At 24.4% G+C, this 18,869-nt stretch carries 15 protein-coding genes and 1 pseudogene; 7 read left to right on the forward strand and 9 right to left on the reverse strand.

Annotated elements, in window-relative coordinates; translation table 11 throughout:
* Positions 1-33: 33 nt before the first annotated feature.
* The 3 genes from BFL38_RS10355 to BFL38_RS10365 all read right to left on the reverse strand — a co-directional run bounded on the left by BFL38_RS10355 (position 34) and on the right by BFL38_RS10365 (position 3,707).
* Complete coding sequence (locus BFL38_RS10355) at positions 34-1,926, reverse strand: GerMN domain-containing protein (protein ID WP_069726969.1); 1,893 nt, start codon at positions 1,924-1,926, stop codon at positions 34-36.
* Between the two features lie 172 nt (positions 1,927-2,098).
* A complete protein-coding gene (locus BFL38_RS10360; RefSeq protein WP_069726970.1) occupies positions 2,099-3,400 on the reverse strand; it encodes a tetratricopeptide repeat protein in 1,302 nt (433 codons plus the stop codon).
* 22 nt (positions 3,401-3,422) lie between these two features.
* The gene (locus BFL38_RS10365) at positions 3,423-3,707 is read right to left on the reverse strand and encodes a hypothetical protein (RefSeq protein WP_069726971.1); all 285 of its coding nucleotides are present in this window, start codon (positions 3,705-3,707) and stop codon (positions 3,423-3,425) included.
* Between the two features lie 502 nt (positions 3,708-4,209).
* On the opposite strand from BFL38_RS10365, the gene BFL38_RS10370 reads away from it, so the two are divergent.
* Both BFL38_RS10370 and lgt read left to right on the forward strand, forming a co-directional pair.
* Complete coding sequence (locus tag BFL38_RS10370) at positions 4,210-4,947, forward strand: hypothetical protein (protein WP_069726972.1); 738 nt, start codon at positions 4,210-4,212, stop codon at positions 4,945-4,947.
* 92 nt (positions 4,948-5,039) lie between these two features.
* Entirely contained in the window at positions 5,040-5,978 is a 939-nt protein-coding gene (gene lgt / locus BFL38_RS10375; protein WP_069726973.1) for a prolipoprotein diacylglyceryl transferase, read from the forward strand.
* A gap of 87 nt (positions 5,979-6,065) precedes the next feature.
* On the opposite strand, the gene BFL38_RS10380 is transcribed toward lgt, so the two are convergent.
* From BFL38_RS10380 to BFL38_RS15555, 3 genes are all read right to left on the reverse strand, one after another.
* Positions 6,066-8,222, reverse strand: coding sequence for a tetratricopeptide repeat protein (locus tag BFL38_RS10380; RefSeq protein WP_256097248.1), 2,157 nt, complete (start codon positions 8,220-8,222; stop codon positions 6,066-6,068).
* Positions 8,223-8,455: 233 nt separating this feature from the next.
* Positions 8,456-9,208 carry a tetratricopeptide repeat protein gene (locus tag BFL38_RS15550; RefSeq protein ID WP_256097249.1) on the reverse strand — a complete coding sequence of 251 codons (753 nt, stop codon included), beginning with the start codon at positions 9,206-9,208 and terminating at the stop codon, positions 8,456-8,458.
* Positions 9,205-10,032 carry a tetratricopeptide repeat protein gene (locus BFL38_RS15555; RefSeq protein WP_256097250.1) on the reverse strand — a complete coding sequence of 276 codons (828 nt, stop codon included), beginning with the start codon at positions 10,030-10,032 and terminating at the stop codon, positions 9,205-9,207. The genes BFL38_RS15550 and BFL38_RS15555 overlap by 4 nt, the downstream gene beginning before the upstream one ends.
* Positions 10,033-10,652: 620 nt before the next feature.
* Between BFL38_RS15555 and thiE the strand changes: the two genes are divergently transcribed.
* Positions 10,653-11,345, forward strand: coding sequence for a thiamine phosphate synthase (gene thiE / locus BFL38_RS10390; protein WP_069726975.1), 693 nt, complete (start codon positions 10,653-10,655; stop codon positions 11,343-11,345).
* On the forward strand, positions 11,309-12,235 hold the full coding sequence (locus BFL38_RS10395) for a thermonuclease family protein (RefSeq protein WP_069726976.1): 927 nt from the start codon (positions 11,309-11,311) through the stop codon (positions 12,233-12,235). The genes thiE and BFL38_RS10395 overlap by 37 nt, the downstream gene beginning before the upstream one ends.
* 127 nt (positions 12,236-12,362) lie before the next feature.
* Here BFL38_RS10395 and BFL38_RS10400 read toward each other — a convergent pair whose 3' ends face one another.
* A complete protein-coding gene (locus tag BFL38_RS10400) occupies positions 12,363-13,811 on the reverse strand; it encodes a glycoside hydrolase family 32 protein (RefSeq protein WP_069726977.1) in 1,449 nt (482 codons plus the stop codon).
* 507 nt (positions 13,812-14,318) lie between these two features.
* On the opposite strand from BFL38_RS10400, the pseudogene BFL38_RS15860 reads away from it, so the two are divergent.
* Positions 14,319-14,438: pseudogene (locus BFL38_RS15860) on the forward strand (Rpn family recombination-promoting nuclease/putative transposase); the annotation flags it as partial.
* A gap of 161 nt (positions 14,439-14,599) precedes the next feature.
* On the opposite strand, the gene hcp reads toward BFL38_RS15860, so the two are convergent.
* Both hcp and BFL38_RS10410 read right to left on the reverse strand, forming a co-directional pair.
* Positions 14,600-16,249, reverse strand: a complete 1,650-nt coding sequence (gene hcp / locus BFL38_RS10405; protein ID WP_069726978.1) for a hydroxylamine reductase — start codon at positions 16,247-16,249, stop codon at positions 14,600-14,602.
* A 37-nt stretch (positions 16,250-16,286) separates the two neighbouring features.
* Complete coding sequence (locus tag BFL38_RS10410; protein ID WP_256097251.1) at positions 16,287-16,712, reverse strand: RrF2 family transcriptional regulator; 426 nt, start codon at positions 16,710-16,712, stop codon at positions 16,287-16,289.
* 182 nt (positions 16,713-16,894) lie between these two features.
* Between BFL38_RS10410 and BFL38_RS15190 the strand changes: the two genes are divergently transcribed.
* A complete protein-coding gene (locus tag BFL38_RS15190) occupies positions 16,895-17,044 on the forward strand; it encodes a hypothetical protein (RefSeq protein ID WP_176720572.1) in 150 nt (49 codons plus the stop codon).
* Positions 16,990-18,771, forward strand: coding sequence for a DUF262 domain-containing protein (locus BFL38_RS10415; protein ID WP_069726979.1), 1,782 nt, complete (start codon positions 16,990-16,992; stop codon positions 18,769-18,771). The genes BFL38_RS15190 and BFL38_RS10415 overlap by 55 nt, the downstream gene beginning before the upstream one ends.
* The last annotated feature ends 98 nt before the right edge of the window (positions 18,772-18,869 follow it).

Raw genomic sequence — 18,869 nt, forward strand, 5'->3', positions numbered from 1 at the left:
TATATATAAAATCAAGATTATATTTTTATTAATTTACTCAAATCTGCTGAAAGGCATATTCTCTATAGCACCTTCTGCACCTATAGTTTCATTTAATTGTCCATTAATGAGGAATATAACATTGTCTATACCTTCAAATTGAGTAGCTGTATATACAAGCTGATAAATCTGTACCATAGTTCCTTCATTTCCAAGAGGATTAAATTCAAAATTTTCATTGAAGTTCAAATATACTGTATTATTTTCAATGAATATATCAAGCAATTCAGTATCTTTAGGTATGCAGCTTATTATATTTCTATTATTCTCTTCATCAGTAGCACCTATCAATAATTCTTTTATAGCTTCCTCTACAGAAGATTTATTATTAAATTTTCTTTCTCTGAATATCAATGTAATAGAACCTGTTGATTCGCTGTATTCAACTAAATATATTCCTTCATTACTATTTTCTTTGAGTTTTCTCTCTTTTAAATCTCTAGTTATATTATTATTAGCTTTTTTTATATTATAATTATTAATATCATTTTGAGCTTTTTTAATAATTTCTTTTTTATATTCTGCATTATTATTCTTTACAATACTATTATTTTTTAATTGTGAAGTTTCTTTTATATTATCTTTTAATATGCTTTCTCTGACTTCTTTTATATTGTTTTTTTCTTCTGAAGGCTTATTTATTATTGAATTATTATTTGCTTCTTTAATATTATTATTTCCTCTATTATTATTAACTGTATTATTATTATTATTTTCTCTTACAACATTATTATTGTAATTCGGATTAACCATATCATTTATTACTCTGTTATAATCAATATTAGATTTATCCAGAGAATTAGTTATAGTATAAATAGATGATTGTATTATATCTTTTCTATTTGGTACTGTATTATTATTATTTACTGTATTATTGTTTAAATCTTTTTTAGCATCAGAATTTAGATTTTCTTTGGTATTATTAACTTGATTATTATTAGCAGTTATTTCTTTATTATTATTCAAGTATTTATCAATATTAAAATTATAATTTTCATTTGTATTTGAATTATTTTTTTTAGTATTTTCTATATAGCTGGCAGGGGCTCTTGTACTGAAAGTAGTAGTTGATGCCGGCTTCATAGTTGTAGTTTCTCTTTTAGTAGTATTATCTTTTGGTTTTAGAATATCATCAAATATACTTTTTTTAGTTTCAGTATTATTTTGTTTATTAGCAGCATTTGTATTTTTTTTAGTATCCTGAGTATTAGTATTATTGTTCTGTCTGTTTTCTAATATCATTTGCTCTAGGTAATTATGTGTTTTTTCTTCTTCAGGCGGATTTTCCATATCTGCAGCAATAATATTTTCTTCACTATTATTTGTAATATTATTTTCAGGTATTCTATTTAATGTATTCATTTTGTTTGATAATATTACTGATTCATGATTATTTCCGTAATCCACATATCCGCTGTCATAGAGTATAGAATTATTGCTTCCGCTATTATTAAAGAAAGGAAGTAAAGATTCCTTTGTTATTATACTAGAATTTGTAATATTTTCAGACATCATATCCAAAGATGTTTCTATTTTTGAATTTGTTTCATAAGCCATTACGGATAGAGTTTCATTTGTATCGGTTTTTATAAAGAACTTGAATAATGGTATATTGTTTAAGAAACTCATTTTATTTTGATCTTCTGTAATTCCATCGCTTTCCAATACTAATGCTTCTCTATGATTGATTGAGAAGAAATCTTTTATTGCTATATCCACCATAGGAGAATATTTTTTTACAACTGTAAATATCAAAGCTGCTGCAATGATAAAAGCTATTGAGATTATGAATGGTTTTTTTAGATTTATTTCTTTACTTTCATTTTTAATTTGTCTTGTATATGATATACTTTTAGATTTAGATTTAAGCTGCTCGTATCTTGGCACTTGTTCACTCCGGAGTATTATGTATCGTTTAAATTATCGATAAAAATGGGAATGCTATTAGAATTTATTTTATAGAAGAGTTTTAGAGAATTATTTTCATAAAAAACCCTTTTAGAAAAACTGTATTTCTAAAAGGGCTATTATTATTTCTTATTTAATTATTTTTATTATTCTATTGTAAGTGAACAGCATTACGAGATAAGAAATTTTTTCTGTCATTAGCATATTTAGCTTTAGAAGAAGTAGGATATTCAGCTAAATATTGATTATAAGTTTTATAAGCTTTTTCAAAATCTCTTATATTGTTATTTCCTTTTTCATATATTTCAGCTAGAAGAAGTATAGAATCTCCTCTTTTAGAAAATTTTACATTTTTTTCTAAAGATTTTTCTAATATATCAGCACCATCAGATATTCTTCCAAGCTGTTTCAAGCTGTCCGCTATTTCATAAACAGCATTGCCGTATAAAGGAGTTTGAGAATAATTGTTCATTACATCATTGAAGTATACAATAGCTTCATCATGTTTATTTTCAGATTTTTTCATAATACCCATAGAATATATGGCAGCTGCTTTTTCATTATTATCAGCATTTTTTAATTTGGAAGCTTCATTATACATATTAAAAGCATTGTTATAATCTTTTTTTTGATTATAGATATCTCCTATTCTAAAATGACTGTATACAGAATATTTAGAATTTGGATATGAAGTTATAACATTACTGTAAGCGTTAACTGCATTACTGTAATCTTTAATATTTTTTAGTTCTTCTGCTGAATTAAATAATGCTATTATTTCAGGATTAGTTTCAATTGTTTTAGCAGGTTTTTCAGCTTCTTTTTTTATTATTGAACTTTGAGCATTATTAGTAGCTGCTGTCTGATTAGTTTGATTTGCATTGTTATTAGGTACTGCTTCATTTGTATTAACTGTATTAGTAATTGTATTATTAGTATTCATCATATCATTGGTCATAACATCATTAGTCATCATGTTATTAGTAGTCATACTGTTAGTTTCATTATCAGGATCCAATATAGCATTAGTTTCCATAGAAGCTATGCCTTGACTATTAGTTACAGTTATAGTATAGAAGTATTTTCTTATTATGCTTTCTTCATTATCAACTTGAAAATTAAGTTTTCCTATACCTGCTGTTAATGTTCTGAAAGTAAGGAAAGCATTAGTTTTATCTCTTGTGAATCTTACAAAATCAAGGTTAGTAGAATAGCTTGTTATACGAATATATCTGTCGAAATTAGTAGCATTTAATTTTATTGAGAAAAGAGTATTTTCAGCTAAATCTACAGATTTAATCAAATCATCTTCTAATGGTCCGCTTTTTATACGGCCTGAAGAAGCATTAGTTACCACTTTATCATCGGGCTGTACAGTGATTGTTTCCTGAGCAAATGCAGCATTAATTATAATGAACATTGCTATAACAGAAGAACATAAAAAAACACGCATAATTCTCTCCTAAAAGTTAGTGTTATTTTTTTCGGCTTTCTACAAAATTTCTTGAGTATTCTAAATCCTCAAAACTTAGATTGTCTTTCGTAGAAAGCATTTCACCTTTTATAATTTTTTCTTCATCTTCTTTAAGAATATTAATAGCTTTTGAGTTTTCTTCTTCTGGTGTCAATGGTATAACTTTAGGTTTTGAACAAGAGCCTATTAATATTCCTGATAATATTGTTAATAATAACCAAACAAATAGAATTATAAAAAATAAGATCTTTTTTGTTCTATAAAAATCTTTTACTTTTTCAAGCATTAATTTATACCCCATAGTTAAATTATAAAATATAGTAAAAAAATTGCAATGAATTTATTTAGAAAATGCAGTTGAAACTTATCGTATGATTTAAATAAATGTTTAGTATAAAAAATAATCATGATTGTATAATTTTAAATAAATAATAATTTTTAAGCACTAAAGAGCTAAATATAAAAATTGTGAGCGTATAGTAATTCATTTGCTATACATTTTTAGCGAACAATTTTTATTAGCAATAATAAAAAATAATAATTTTTAAGCACTAAAGAGCTAAATATAAAAATTATGAGCGTATAGCAATTCATTTACTATACATTTTTAGCGAACAATTTTTATTAGCAATAATAAAAAATAATAATTTTTAAGCACTAAAGAGCTAAATATAAAAATTATGAGCGTATAGCAATTCATTTACTATACATTTTTAGCGAACAATTTTTATTAGCAATAATAAATAATAATTGTTGCATAATATGAAAAAAAATAATATTATTAATATATGAAACATAATTTAAAATCTGATTTAGATAAATTAGCAAATAGAGGAATGGCATTAGAAGAAGATGTCGATGCTATTAAATATAAATCTTTGGAAGATATCATTGATTGTCTGAATAGTGATAATGCTGTAATAAGAACATCTGCTTCTATGAATTTGAAATATTATATATACGAAGATAATGTACAAAATAAATTATTATTGCAATTATCTAAAGAAAAAAGCCTTTATACTAAGATTGCAATATGTGAAACTTTGCAATGCGGAGATATTGATACTGCCCAAAAAATGAAGGAGTATCTTGGAGTCATAGGAAATAATCAATATAAGAAATTACCAAAAAAAGTATCATCAAAAAAGTCATATCCTTTGCCTAGAGATATAATAGCAAGAACTTTAGCAAAGATGAACGATGATATTTTTCCTGTATTAATAGAAGTTTTACAAAGCAATGATTTGATAAAAATTTATGAGGCACTAGATTCTTTTGGATATATTGTATTTCATAACAAAAGTCTTCAGAGTGAAAAAAATCTTGAGTATATAATTAATATAATGAACAAATATAAAGATGATAAACTTCTTATATGGAAATGCTTAACTTGTTTATCAGCATTTAATTTAGAAAAAAGCAGAGATATACTGAATACTTTTATAAATGAAGATGATGAAGATATTTTGTCATTAGAGGCTAAAAGGTCTTTATCCATATTAAATAAAAAATTATCTGATATATAAACACTTGATAGATTAATAATTTCAATGTATTATCTTATATTAAAAATCTTATTTTGTTATAAAAATAATTAATAAATTTTTAAGGAAAATATATGACTTATCCAGAATTTTTCACGCCTTATGTGTTTTCTCCTAATATACCAATACTAGGTGCAGTAAGATGGTACGGACTTATGTATATAGTAGGTATTTTAGTATCATGCATAATATTGTATTTTGTTCAAAAGAGAGGGTGGATAAAATTAAATCTTAATGAAAAAAACGGCGGTATATATGATATGGTATTTTATGCTGCTGTTGGTGCTATAGTTGGAGCTAGAATAGGTTATTTTCTTTTTTATTCCCCTCAGAGCTTTTTAACTCCTTGGGAAATAATAGGTATTAATCTTGATAACGGATTTAGTTTTACAGGTTTTGCAGGAATGTCATTTCATGGCGGACTTATAGGTATGTTTATTGCTGAATTCATATTTAGTAAAAGATATAAATATGATTTCTATACCATAGCAGATAATGCCACACTTCCTTCTAGTTTCTGTTTATTTTTCGGAAGGATTGGTAACTTCATGAATGCTGAGCTTTACGGACGAGTTACGGATTCTTTTATGGCAATGAAATTTCCTTTGTATGATGCAGTAGGCGGTTATGAGAGATGGGCTGCAATGTTTCCAGCGATAAGACCTTATACTGAACCTAGACACCCTTCTCAGTTATACGAATCATTTCTTGAAGGTATTGTTCTTGCATTTGTTTCTTTTTTAATAGGATATTTAAGCGAGAAAAATAAAAAGATAAGACCAGGTACAAGACTTTGGGTATGGATTTTACTTTACGGGCTTTTCAGAACTTTAATAGAACAGTTCGCAAGAGATATTACAGAATGGACTTTAGGACCAATTACTGCAGGAGCAATTTATTCTATGTTAATGTTTGTAATAGCTCTTATAATGCTTATATACACTTACACTAGAAAAGATAATACCTCACTTGAAGTTAATACAAAAGAAGCAAAAAAGAATAAAAAGAAATAAATTTATGATAGATTAAGAAAAATAATAAAGCCTAGTATGGTAAAACATATTAGGCTTTTATTATTTAAATACTATTTATATTTTCTCCTATTGTTTATACTTCCTATTCCATAATTCAAAAATGTATGCTGTTTCTACCTCTTTTCCTGATTCTATATCTTTTATGTTTTCTTTTGCTTCATTATTATCTTTATCTATTTCTAAAATCCTTTTATATGTTTTTAAAGCATTATCTTTTTGATTTAATTTTATATAAAGCTCTGCAATGGATTCTAAATAAATTATATTATCTTCTTTATCTGGCATATTTTCCTTATATATTTTTATAAGCTCTTCATAAATATGTATGCTTTTATCTGGTTTTGAAATTTTTTGATAGAAAAATGCTAAATATGATAAACCTTCCATATAAGAATCTCTTTTATTTTTATAATCATTATATGAAATCGATATTTTTTTATTTTCAAAACTTTTTATATTTTTAATGCATACTTCTATAGCTTTATTGTATGTTTCTAATGCCCTTTCTTTATCATCAATTTTCAAATATAAATCTGCCTGTATTTCCAAAAGCTCATAATCATTTTTATTTCTTGATATTTCTTTATTATACTTTTCTATTAAGTCATTATATATTTCAAATGCTTTTTCTTTATTTCCTATTTTTATATAAATATCTGCTATTTCTTTTAAATATTCTTTTTTGTTTTTCCTATATTCTTTTATAAGTTCTCTGCATTTTTTTATGGCTTTTTCATAATATAAATTTCTATTTTCTATATCATTAAGTTTATCATATAGATAAGCAATCTTTTTTAATGTATCAAGTTTACTGCCTATTATATATATGAATAGTTCATCATCAGCTATTTTAAAATATTCTTTATATGCTTCTATAGCATTATTGTATTTTCCAAGCTTTTCATAACATTCTGCTAATTTTTCATGATATTTGCATGGTTTATTTAAAATTTCTATAGCTTTATTATAATAATTAACAGCTCCTTCATAGTTTTCTAATTTTTCATAAATTTCAGCATTATTAACATAATAGTCTGAATTTCCGCTGTCAATTTCTATAGCTTTATTGTAATAATTAACAGCTCCTTCATAGTTTTCTAATTTTTTATATATTTCAGCAATATTAACATAATAGTCTGAATTTCCGCTGTCAATTTCTATAGCTTTATTGTAATAATCAATAGCCCCATTATAATTTTCTGCATTTTCAAAAGTATTGGCAATATCAATATAATAATTCAATTCATTATCAGGATGCATTTTTATAATCATTTTATATGTATCTATTGCATTTTTATAATTTTTAGCTTCTATATATGTTTCAGCTATATTTTTATAATTTTCTATAGATATTTGATTATATAATTCTATAGCTTTATCATATTCTCCATATCTTTTATAAAAATCTGCAAGCATTTCTCTGCATGCTGCAGCTGACTTACGATAATCCCAAATAATATAATTATATGCCTCAATTATATCATTATAAGTTTCGCTTCCTTTAAAATCCTTATCATCATTGGGTATAATCATAAATGGTGCTGATATATCTTTTTCTATACTATTTGTCAAAGTATATATAGCATCATCATTTTTACCGAGTTTTTTATATAAATCATACAATGATTTTAATGCCTTTAAACAATTATAAAAATTATCATCTAACTCGCTTCTTACATTTATATTTAATGCCATTTTATAACTTTTCAAAGCTTCATCATACTGTCCGTTTTTTTCATAGCTTAATCCTAAATAATGCCAATAATTAGACACTTCATAAAAATCATTAAAATAATCTATTGAATCTTTTATAGCTTTTTTAAAATTTTCTATAGCCTCTTGGCTTTTTCCTAAATATAAATTTATTTTCCCCAATGTATAATAATAATATTCTTTATTGTTACAAATTGTTTCTTTATAATTTATTTCAGCTGCTTTTTTATGAAACTCTATAGCTTTATCATAATCTTTTATAACAAAGAAATGTGCTGTTCCAAGTAAATACCAATATTCAGAATCTTTATTATTTAATTCAATAGCATTTTCTAATAATTCAATAATTTGTTTTTGTATTTTTTTATTATCATAATTTCTGTCATAATAATATGATACTGCTAAATAGTATAATACTTTATCTTTTTTATAATTAAGATTTAAAAGTTTTTTCAATGTTGCTATTACTTTTTTATATTCATCATCAATATATGAATTATCATACTGCACCAAAGCTAATAAAAATAATAATTCTTTATTATTAGGATCATTTTTTAAATGCTTCTTTAATATTTCTTGAGCTTCTTTATCGTAAAGTACATCATCATCTTCAAGTTTTTCATTATTTATGCTTTTATTTATTCTTTTATTTATTAATTCTTTTATTTCTTCTATTGTGTAATTTTTTTATTATCTTGCATTTTATTCTCCTATTTTTTCTAAAAAATTAATTTATAACTTTATTATTCATCAAAATTATTTGTATTAATTCCTATGTCTTTTGCTATGTTCAATATTTCTTTTGCCAAATCATCTTTATTTAATTTTTTATAACAGCTGTAAAGTCTATGATAAATGCCTATTTTTTCATTATAAGAATATTTATTTAGAACATCAAAATATATAAATAAAGCTTCTTCATACATTTCTAATTCTTCAAATATTTCTCCAATTTCAATAGAAGTTATCTTATCATTATTATAATGAAATTCATTCATATATATTTTCATATATTTACTTTCAAAAAAATATATATCTTTTTTATTATTATCTTTTTCTCTGTATATGTAATCATTAAAAACTTCTTTTATTTTTTGATATTCTTCTAAATCTTTATAGCTTAATAATGTGTATAATAATTCTTCTTTACTAAGTCTTTCATATTTCCAATCTGTATTATGAAAATTTTCTTTTTCTTCTTCTGTTTTACAGTACTTATACAGATTTTTATAATAAAAGTTTTTATATATTTCCGATCTGTTTTCAAAATTACTTATTAATTTATTGTATATTTTATAAGCCTTTTTATCTTTTCCCTGTTTTTTATAACTTGCTGCAAGATAATATAAAGGAACTCTATAGCCTTTATCTATTTCTAATGCTTCTTTTGCTGCTTCTATTGCTCTGTCATAATCATTAGATAAAAATCTGTATTTTGATAAATAAGACCAGTTTATTTCTTCATCAGGATCAATATTAGCCATTTTTTCTCTCATATATGCTCTTTGGAATATTTTTTAGAAGCCTCATAAATTTTAGCTAATCTTTCCATATAAGCTAGCATATAAAAATGTTTATCATTATCTTTAGCCAACTTCAGTATTTTTATTGCTTTTTTACTGTATCCTAGAAATAAATATATATCAGCTAATTTATATCCGTAATCGTAATAATCCATATATATATTTTTTCTGCAAATTTTTGCTGCTTCTATTAATTGATTTGTTGAGTATAGATATATATGTAAAAGTGATTTTTCATCATCTAATAATTTATATAACTCTAAAGCATTATCATAACTATGTACTGTTTCATAAATATATGCTAATTGTTCAGTTAAAGATTTTGAATAACAGTTTTTGTAAAAATTTTCAAGCAGATTAATAGCTTCATCATATTTGTTTATCAAACATAGAATATTTGATATTTCTATTGTCATTTTTTCATCGCTGCTTTTTAATTCAATAGCTTTTTGTATAGTTTTATAGGCATTATCTTTATCATCTAATTTAATATAAGTTCTTGCTAAATTAGCAAATACTCTTATATCTTTATCATTAATTTCAAGAGCCTTCAAATATGCTTTTTCAGCTTCTTTAAAATTATTATCATCATTATTCAAGTAATTACCTAATATTTTCCAAGCATTATAATCGTTTTTTTCTAGCTTTAAATATTTCTCTAAATATATTTTTGATTTTTTATAATCTTCAATTTGCATATATGATGTGTATAATGTTTTTAATGCTTCTTTATTTTCTGCTTCATTTGATAATATTTCTTTTGCTTCTTTAATTTTTTCTTTTATAGTTTTATACATTATCAGTCACTCCTATTAACGATTTATTAATAGTGTATAATAAGTATATGACAGAAAATGTCGCAAAAACTGCTTGTTTTTATATATCTAAAAAAATATAAATTTGTTAATAAGACTTTATCCAACGCACGGTAAACTAAATCTTTTATATAATCATTATGCTATTATTAATTGATTCATATTGATAAACTTTATTCTGCGTGCGGTGAATATGCACTACATTTAAAAAAATCTTGGGTGGGCAGTTAAAACAACAGATAAAACTAAAAAGAAAAACTATACAAAAATGACAGTGAGTTTAGAAAGCCTAGAGGGTGGGAACAAAAATAAAGCAAAAAATTTAATTTTCATTCCCCGCCCTTTATTTCTTATTGTATTACTTTTATATTTTAGTTTTAATTTATTTTATTGCTTAAATTAGAATTTTTAGTACCCGCCCAAGTTTTTATTAGGTTGAGAATGTTATTTAACGCACGGTTAATTTATTTTTGTTTATTAAAAAAATATGAATGTTAATTGACTAATATTTATTATTTTGCTCTGCGTGCGAATAATTTTATAATTTGAAAAAAATACCAAGTTATACTAAAATATAATAAATAAATTTTAGGAATCATTTTATGAAAGATATAAAAAAATTAACTGACATAAAAAAAAGAAGAGAAATATTAAAAGATAGATATTTTAAAGACAGCATATACTGTGTAACAGCAGAAGATTTTTCTAACGGAAGAAATAATGTTGAAGTTGTAAAATCTATGCTAGAAGCCGGAATAAAAATTATACAGTACAGAGAAAAAGATAATCCTAATAAATATATGCGTGAAAAATATGAAGAATGCTTAAAAATTAGAGAGCTTACAAAAGAATATGATGCTTTATTTATAATAGATGATTATGCTGATTTGGCTATTGCTGTTGATGCTGACGGAGTACATATAGGTCAAAAAGACATGCCTATTGAAGTTGTGAGAAAAATTGTAGGATTTGATAAGATTATAGGACTTTCTACTACTAATGAAAAACAGGCTAAAGAGGCAGTTAATACTTCTGCTGATTATATAGGAATAGGTCCTATTTTTTCAACCAATACAAAACCTGATGCTAATGAAGCTACAGGCATTGATTATCTCGATTATGTAGTTAATAATTTGGATATTCCTTTCGTATGTATAGGCGGTATAAAATTAAATAATATGGATATGCTTATAGAACATAAAGCTATGAGCTTATGCATGCTTACTGAGATAGTATCTTCTGAGGATATAAAAGCTAAATGCGAACTTCTAATAAAAAAAGTGAAAAAATTATAAAGACTTTTATTTATACTATAATAATAATATTTGTTTTGATTTTTATTATAAAAACTTCTAAACTTAAAGAAAGCAAAGATCTAATTATAGACTCTAAATCGATAATAAGCATGATAGAAAATAATAAAACTTCTATTATTTATGATTATATAAAAAACAGGGATAGAGTTTATGTATTGTATGATGAAAATGATGAAGATAAAAAATATATAAGCAAATATTTTCCAAGTATAAAATTTATTGGTAAGTTTAAACTAATTTTTTATAGTTTATTTTTTAAGAATAATATTATTGTTTATGTTAGTGATGATAAGCTAATTGATAAATTTAGATTTTTTAAAATTCATTATATACATGTGGTTTTGGATATTAATGATATAAATAGCGAAGAATATTTAACTCTAAAAGATAGTAATAATATAAAACTCTTTCTCTCTATCACAAATAAAGACTTTAGAGAAATAGATACTAATAATATTAATCCAAAGTATTTAGTTTCTTTGGACAAGTATTTTATAAAAGTATCAGACGGAGATACTATAAGATATAAAGATAATTATTATAGATTTATAGGAGTTGATGCCCCAGAATTAAAGCAGAATTATGGAAGCAATGTTAAAGCATATATTGAAAAGAAAATTAATAATGCTTCAAATGTTAGTATGCTCGTAGGCTCTTATGATTCTTTTGATCGTATATTATGTCATTTGTTTATAGATGAAGTACCATTAGCATATTATATGATTAAAGATAAGCAGGCAAAAGAAACTATAATGAAATACGGAGATAACGGCTTTGTAAATATAGCAAGCAATATAGTTTATTTATCAAAGTTTCAAGGCAGGCGTCCATTTACAGATCCTGCTAGATTTAGAGCTGAAAATAGATAATTATTTGAAATATTTTAGTATATGGCTAAATAACTATATTTTATTTTTAATATATTAGTATTTTATATAACAATCTTTTAAAATATTTAAAATTCAAAAAATCATTTTTAAGAAAATTTAATTGTTTTTAGTATACATTGTATATATTTATATCTTTATCATTCTCAATAAAAATATTTTCTCCCAAAGGATAAACAGTAAATGAACATGATTTTTCACCTTTATTAATGAATATTTCTAAAACAGATACATCAGCTATTATTCTAATATCAGATGATAAATCTATTTTTATCTCTATTTTTTCAGCTCCTGATATTCCTTCAAATTTTACATCTTTTCTATCTATGGTTAATATAGTGTTATTCTTATCATAATTTAAATAAAGTCCTTTTTTACTGCTGTCAGCAAATAATGTCATATTAAAATTATCTTTTATTTTAAACTCAATATCATAAAGATTTTTAGTATTTTTTAAATCTTTTAATCTTCCTTTTCTTTTGCTGTTAAATTCTTCTATAGGATAAGTTTTAAATATTCCATTTTCCATAAAGCATTCTCTAGGTATAGTCATCATTCCGCAGAAATTATTATTATCAAAAGGCTTTGACATTCTTATCCAGCCTATCATAATTCTTCTCTCTCTTTGTTTTTTTTCATCATAATAATTAAAAGTTTGCGGTGCATACATTTCAAATGCTTCGTCCAGTAATCCGCTAGCTGTTATATTAAAATTAAAATTACTAAAATCCATTTGTCCCATCAAATACATTGCAATATTAGGATATTCTTTACTTCCAGCACCCATAGGCGAGAAGATTAAAACATCATTTTTATTTAAGTCAAAAAAATCAGGACATTCCCATCCCCAGCCGAATTTATCACTAGTCCATTTTCCTTCAAATTCCCATTTATTAATATCCTCACTTTTATAAAATAAAATACTTCCGTTTTTATAATCTTCACTATTTCCAATAACCATTCTATAAAAACCTTCTTTAGTCTTAAAAACTTTAGGATCTCTCATTTGATTATTATCAGCAGAGGTTATTAAAGGAGGAAGTATTTTTTTAAATGAATATCCGCCATCTTCTGAAACAGCATGTATTTGAGAAGGAGTAAATCCGTTAGGGTCTTCCTGAATAGGAATATTATATTCATTATATTTTATTTTATGATATTGAACTCCTGTATAAAATATATGAAGCTTACCATCTTTTTCTATTGCACTTCCGGAGAAACATCCGTCCTTATCATATTCATTATCATATTTTAATGCTATATCTTCATACTTCCAATTTAACATATCCTTACTTGTAGCATGTCCCCAATGTATAGCACCCCAGCAAGGAGCAAAAGGATTATATTGATAATATAAATGAAATGAGCCGTTATAATAGCATAGCCCGTTAGGATCATTAAGCCAGTTTGACTCTGGTGTGAAATGGTATTTTGGTCTTAGGTCTGCATTAAAATTTTTTTTATTAAACATTTTATTATTATAAATTAAAATACCGGTTACAATTATTGCCAATACTATAAAAATAACTGATATTATTTTTTTGCTGATTGATTTCATATTATATCCTATTTATTTTATTTGTTTTTAAGGTCTATTAATAATTTGTTAATAGAAAATTAATTTTAGTTATTAGAGAATTATTAAAAAGAATTATTTTTTAATTATATTTAAATTATATTATATATAATAAACTCCTAAAGAATATTTGATGACACTATTGTATATGATAATATAGTATATAATAATGCTATGAATGTCAACAATAATATTTTTATTTTAAAAACTTTTAAGTTTGTAAGAATTTGTATTTTTTGTTTTAATTATTTTTTTATTATTTTATAGTTATTCATTATATTTTAAATCATAGAAATACATCTAATATAATTCTTTATACACATGATAAATTTTAAAAAATTTTGTTGTTAATACAGAATAACAGTTAAAGCCAAAATATAAAAAATCATTTATAAATAACAAATAGAACCCCAAAATTTAAAGAGTGGGAGTGAAAATAAGTATAAAATTATACTTTGACATTATAAAGTATTTCATTATATATATATTATGGAAAAGAAATCAAATACTAAACAAATAAAATACTTTAATCCTTTGAATGATTATTTTATAAAATATCTATTTACTGATAAAGGCAGCAGTGAGTCTATACTTTTAGACTTTATTAATTAAATAATAATTAATGTTAATAATGAAAACTTTTTGTTCTGTATAGATATTTACACCTTCTCGAAGGCGGCACGCAAACTAGACAATATAATTTATAAAGGATTTGATATAATAAAAAAGAGCCTAACTTAGAAAAGTTAAGCTCTTTTAGTATTGGAGTATTATGCTATCAAGTTGAATTTTTTCAAATCTTCATCAACATTTCCTATTCCAGAGATTCCGAATTTTGAAACTAATATATTAACTACATTAGGTGATAAGAATCCAGGAACTGTAGGTCCAAGATGAATATTTTTTACACCTAAATATAGAAGAGAAAGTAAAACTATAACAGCTTTCTGTTCATACCAAGCTATATTATAAACTATAGGCAAGTCATTAATATCATCTAAACCGAACAAATCTTTAAGTCCCAAAGCAATAACAGCTAATGAGTAAGAGTCATTACATTGTCCTGCATCTAATACTCTAGGTATGCCGTTAATATCTCCTAAATCTAATTTATTGTATCTGTATTTAGCACATCCTGCAGTTAATATTACAGTATCTTTAGGAAGTTTTTGAGCGAATTCAGTATAGTATTCTCTCTCTTTATGTCTTCCGTCGCATCCGCCCATTACAATAAATCTTTTTATAGCACCAGATTTTACAGCTTCAGCAATTTTATCTTTAAGTGATAATACCTGATTATGAGCAAATCCTCCAACTATAAAACCGCTTTCTATTTCTTTAGGAGCTTCGCATTTTTTAGCATGCTCTATTATAGGAGTAAAATCTTTATCGCTTTCTTTATCTGTATGGCTTTCTATATGTTTTAAGCCCTCAAAACCTGCTGCTCCTGTTGTATATACTCTGTCTTTATAACTTGCTAAAGGAGTTACTATACAGTTTGTAGTCATTAGTATAGGTCCGTTGAAACTTTCAAAATCTTTTCTTTGATCCCACCAAGCTCCGCCGTAATTGCCTACAAAATGTTTATATTTTTTTAATTCTGGGTAGTAGTGAGCAGGAAGCATTTCAGAGTGAGTATATACATCTACTCCTGTACCTTCTGTTTGTTTTAATAATATTTCTATATCTTTTAAATCATGACCAGATACTAATATTCCCGGATTTTTTCCTACACCTATATTAACTTTTGTCATTTCTGGGTTACCATAAGTAGCAGTATTAGCTTTATCAAGAAGAGCCATTCCGTCAACACCGTTTTTACCTGTTTCAAGCACCAATGCTAAAAGTTCATCAGAATTTATATCATCTCTTAATGTTTCATTTAAAGCTCTCTGTATAAAAGCATCAACTTCTTCATTCTCATAATCAAGCATATTAGCATGTCTCATATAAGCACTTAATCCCTTAACTCCGTATATAACAGTTTCTTTAAGGCTTCTTATATCTTCATTTTTCTCTTCTAATACGCCTACTGTTTTTGATTTAGCGTCCATATCCTCTTTGCTTTTAGGAGTCCATAAAGATTCTTCAAGTATAAGTGATTTATCTTTTACCTGATTTGCTAATTCATTACAAAGTTTTGCAGTGTATTCTATTCTCTTATAAAAAACTTCTTTATCAAAGTTGGCATTTGTTATAGTAGTAAATAAATTGAATGTTACATCATGATTAACTTTTTTATCTACTTTTCCGCCCTCTTTTCTTATAGCAGTTGTTATATTAGAAAGCCCTTTAGTTACATGAACTAGTAAGTCTTCTAAATATGCTAAATCTGGTTTTTTACCGCATACTCCTGAAGTAACACAGCCTGTGTTATTCATTGTTTCCTGACATTGATAACAAAACATTTTATTGTCCATTTAATCCTCCATTTATTTTTTTTGTTTTGATTTTTTATCATCTGTTTTTATTTATCTTGAAATCCTTATCCAATAAATAATGATCTTTGATTGTATGGCTTTCCATATAGTTTTTGAACTTTCTGTTTATATCATTAACTAAATCACCCATTATGCAGCTTGAGCAGTATTTACCGCATTTAGAATGAAACAAACAGCTTCTCTGCCAATTTTTACCCTCTATAGTTTCGTATATCTCCAAAAAAGAAGCATTTTCTTTACCATCAGCAATTTTAAATCCGCCTGCAGGTCCTTTTAATGAAGTAAGATACCCTGCCTTTACAAGTGCCTGAAGAACTTTCGACAAATGATTAGACGAAACATCAAATCTTTCTGCTATATCTTTAAGAGATGCAAACTCTTTAATAGATATATATACTGCAGAGTGCAGAGCTATAGCTGATGCTTCTGATATTGGAATCATTTTTTATTCCTGTCATTACTAATTTAGTATATTGGTACTATAATACTAAATTAGTTTTTTGTCAATAGTTTTAAGAAAATATTTTTCAATTTTTATTTTTCTTATTTTTTATTTTTTAAGACAGTTTTTGTCATTAAAATGTGTTATACTATATAGCTATATTTATTTTTAAGGACTATTATATGGCAGAAACAAATAATCAAGATAATAAATCTGTAGAAATGCGCAGCATAGAAGAGTTAAGGGGGTACAATTTCCTCATACCTAGCTATCAAATGTGTATAGATGGAGAGGTGAAAATGGAGAAGTTCAGGCTTTATTGGAATATATAAAAGAATTTATAGAAAATAAAAAAGGAGATGAAAAGTATTGTCTTAACCCTATAGCTGTAAAAAAAGATGATAATAAAGAACAATATAATTTAGTAGACGGACAGCAAAGATTAACTACCATTTATTTGATATTAAAATATTTAAATAATATTAAACTTAATAATGGAAATCCTGAACAATTTAAATTTACTTTAAAATATGAAACAAAATCAAATGAAAGCTTTTTAGATGAAATTAAAGAAAATTGTTATAAACAAAACATAGACTATTATTATATTTTTGAAGCTTATAAATATATAGATATTTGGTTTAAAAAAAATGAAAATAATCAAATAGAGAAAAAAAACTTTAAAGAAAACTTTAAGAAAAACTTATTAAAGAATGTAAATATAATATGGTATAATATAGGAGGCGATGATGAAAATGAAACTTTTCAAAGGCTTAATGCTGGTAAAATATCTTTGACTAATTCTGAATTAATAAAGGCTATAATTTTAAGATATTCTCATCAAAATAACTTATCAGAAGATATAAGAAAATTGGAACAGATTAATATGGCTAATCAATGGGAAAATATAGAAATAGAACTTGATAATAATGATTTTTGGTATTTTATTTGCAAAGATAAAAAATTATCATATAAATATAATGTTAGAATAGACTTTTTATTCCATATCATATATGAATCCGAAATAGTCCGTATTGATGATAATGAAGAGTATAAAATATTTAGGCATTTTTATGAAAAAATTAATAATCCTAATGGTTATAACTTAAAAAGTATATGGGAATATATAGTTTCATATTTTTATATTTTAAAAGAATGGTATGAAGATAATCAAATTTATAATGATTTAGGTTTTTTAATTACAGAAAGTAATAGAACTATTAGTGATTTTCTAAAAAAATATAAAAATTCAGAAAGTAGATATAGTTTTAAAATAGAAATAAAGAATATGATAAAAAATATAATATGTGGAAAAAATATTGATGATAAAGAAAAACTAGATAATATAGGCTCTATAATAATAAAATTAAATTATAGTGATAAAGATAAAGTAAAGAAATTATTATTATTATTTAATATAATAGAGAGTTCTAAAGAAAATATTAGATTTAGTTTTGAAAAATATAAAAATATATCCAAGTGGAGCATAGAGCATATTTATGCAAGAAACTCTGAAGATTTAAGCGATAATCAAAAAATAGTATTTGTTAAAGACCATATAGAATATCTTAAAAATAATGCAGAGAAGTATTTTGAAGAATACAAACAAGAACAATCAAATGAAAATGAAATAAAAATATCTTTGGAATTAATAAAAAATATGAAATCAGAAAATGAGTATAAAACATATTTTGAAGATATATGCAGTTTAGTTTATTTTATAGAAAGGAAATTAAGTGAACAATATATAGATAAAGAACAAGAATATGTAGATAATAATGATTTAGATAATATTCAGAATTTAGCTTTACTTGATTCTGATTCAAATTCTTCTTTAAATAATTCTATATTTCAAATAAAAATAAAAAAAATAAAAGAATTTTTAAAAGATCCAAAAAAATATATTCCTATAGCAACAAAAAATGTATTTTTAAAATATTATACAAAGGAAGCAAAACAGATATTATTTTGGTCTAATACTGACATGAATAATTATATTGAATATATAGTAAATAGTGTTCAAGAATATTTAAATACAAATGGAGAAATATATGAATAATAATATAAATATTGATAATAACTTGGTAAACTTAAAAGATATTTTATATAATAATAAAAAAGTAATAGTTCCAATTATACAAAGAGGATATGCCTAAG

The sequence above is a fragment of the Brachyspira hampsonii genome, assembly GCF_001746205.1.
Classification (GTDB): domain Bacteria; phylum Spirochaetota; class Brachyspiria; order Brachyspirales; family Brachyspiraceae; genus Brachyspira; species Brachyspira hampsonii_B.

Bases quoted from the DNA above. Each gene is read 5' to 3' on its own strand.
- BFL38_RS10400 (WP_069726977.1), bottom strand. From the start codon at position 13,811: ATGAAATCAATCAGCAAAAAAATAATATCAGTTATTTTTATAGTATTG.
- BFL38_RS15550 (WP_256097249.1), bottom strand. From the start codon at position 9,208: ATGAGAGAAAAAATGGCTAATATTGATCCTGATGAAGAAATAAACTGG.
- BFL38_RS10360 (WP_069726970.1), bottom strand. From the start codon at position 3,400: ATGCGTGTTTTTTTATGTTCTTCTGTTATAGCAATGTTCATTATAATT.
- BFL38_RS15190 (WP_176720572.1), top strand. From the start codon at position 16,895: ATGGCAGAAACAAATAATCAAGATAATAAATCTGTAGAAATGCGCAGC.
- thiE (WP_069726975.1), top strand. From the start codon at position 10,653: ATGAAAGATATAAAAAAATTAACTGACATAAAAAAAAGAAGAGAAATA.
- BFL38_RS10365 (WP_069726971.1), bottom strand. From the start codon at position 3,707: ATGCTTGAAAAAGTAAAAGATTTTTATAGAACAAAAAAGATCTTATTT.
- BFL38_RS10370 (WP_069726972.1), top strand. From the start codon at position 4,210: ATGAAACATAATTTAAAATCTGATTTAGATAAATTAGCAAATAGAGGA.
- hcp (WP_069726978.1), bottom strand. From the start codon at position 16,249: ATGGACAATAAAATGTTTTGTTATCAATGTCAGGAAACAATGAATAAC.
- BFL38_RS10395 (WP_069726976.1), top strand. From the start codon at position 11,309: ATGCGAACTTCTAATAAAAAAAGTGAAAAAATTATAAAGACTTTTATT.
- lgt (WP_069726973.1), top strand. From the start codon at position 5,040: ATGACTTATCCAGAATTTTTCACGCCTTATGTGTTTTCTCCTAATATA.
- BFL38_RS15555 (WP_256097250.1), bottom strand. From the start codon at position 10,032: ATGTATAAAACTATAAAAGAAAAAATTAAAGAAGCAAAAGAAATATTA.
- BFL38_RS10410 (WP_256097251.1), bottom strand. From the start codon at position 16,712: ATGATTCCAATATCAGAAGCATCAGCTATAGCTCTGCACTCTGCAGTA.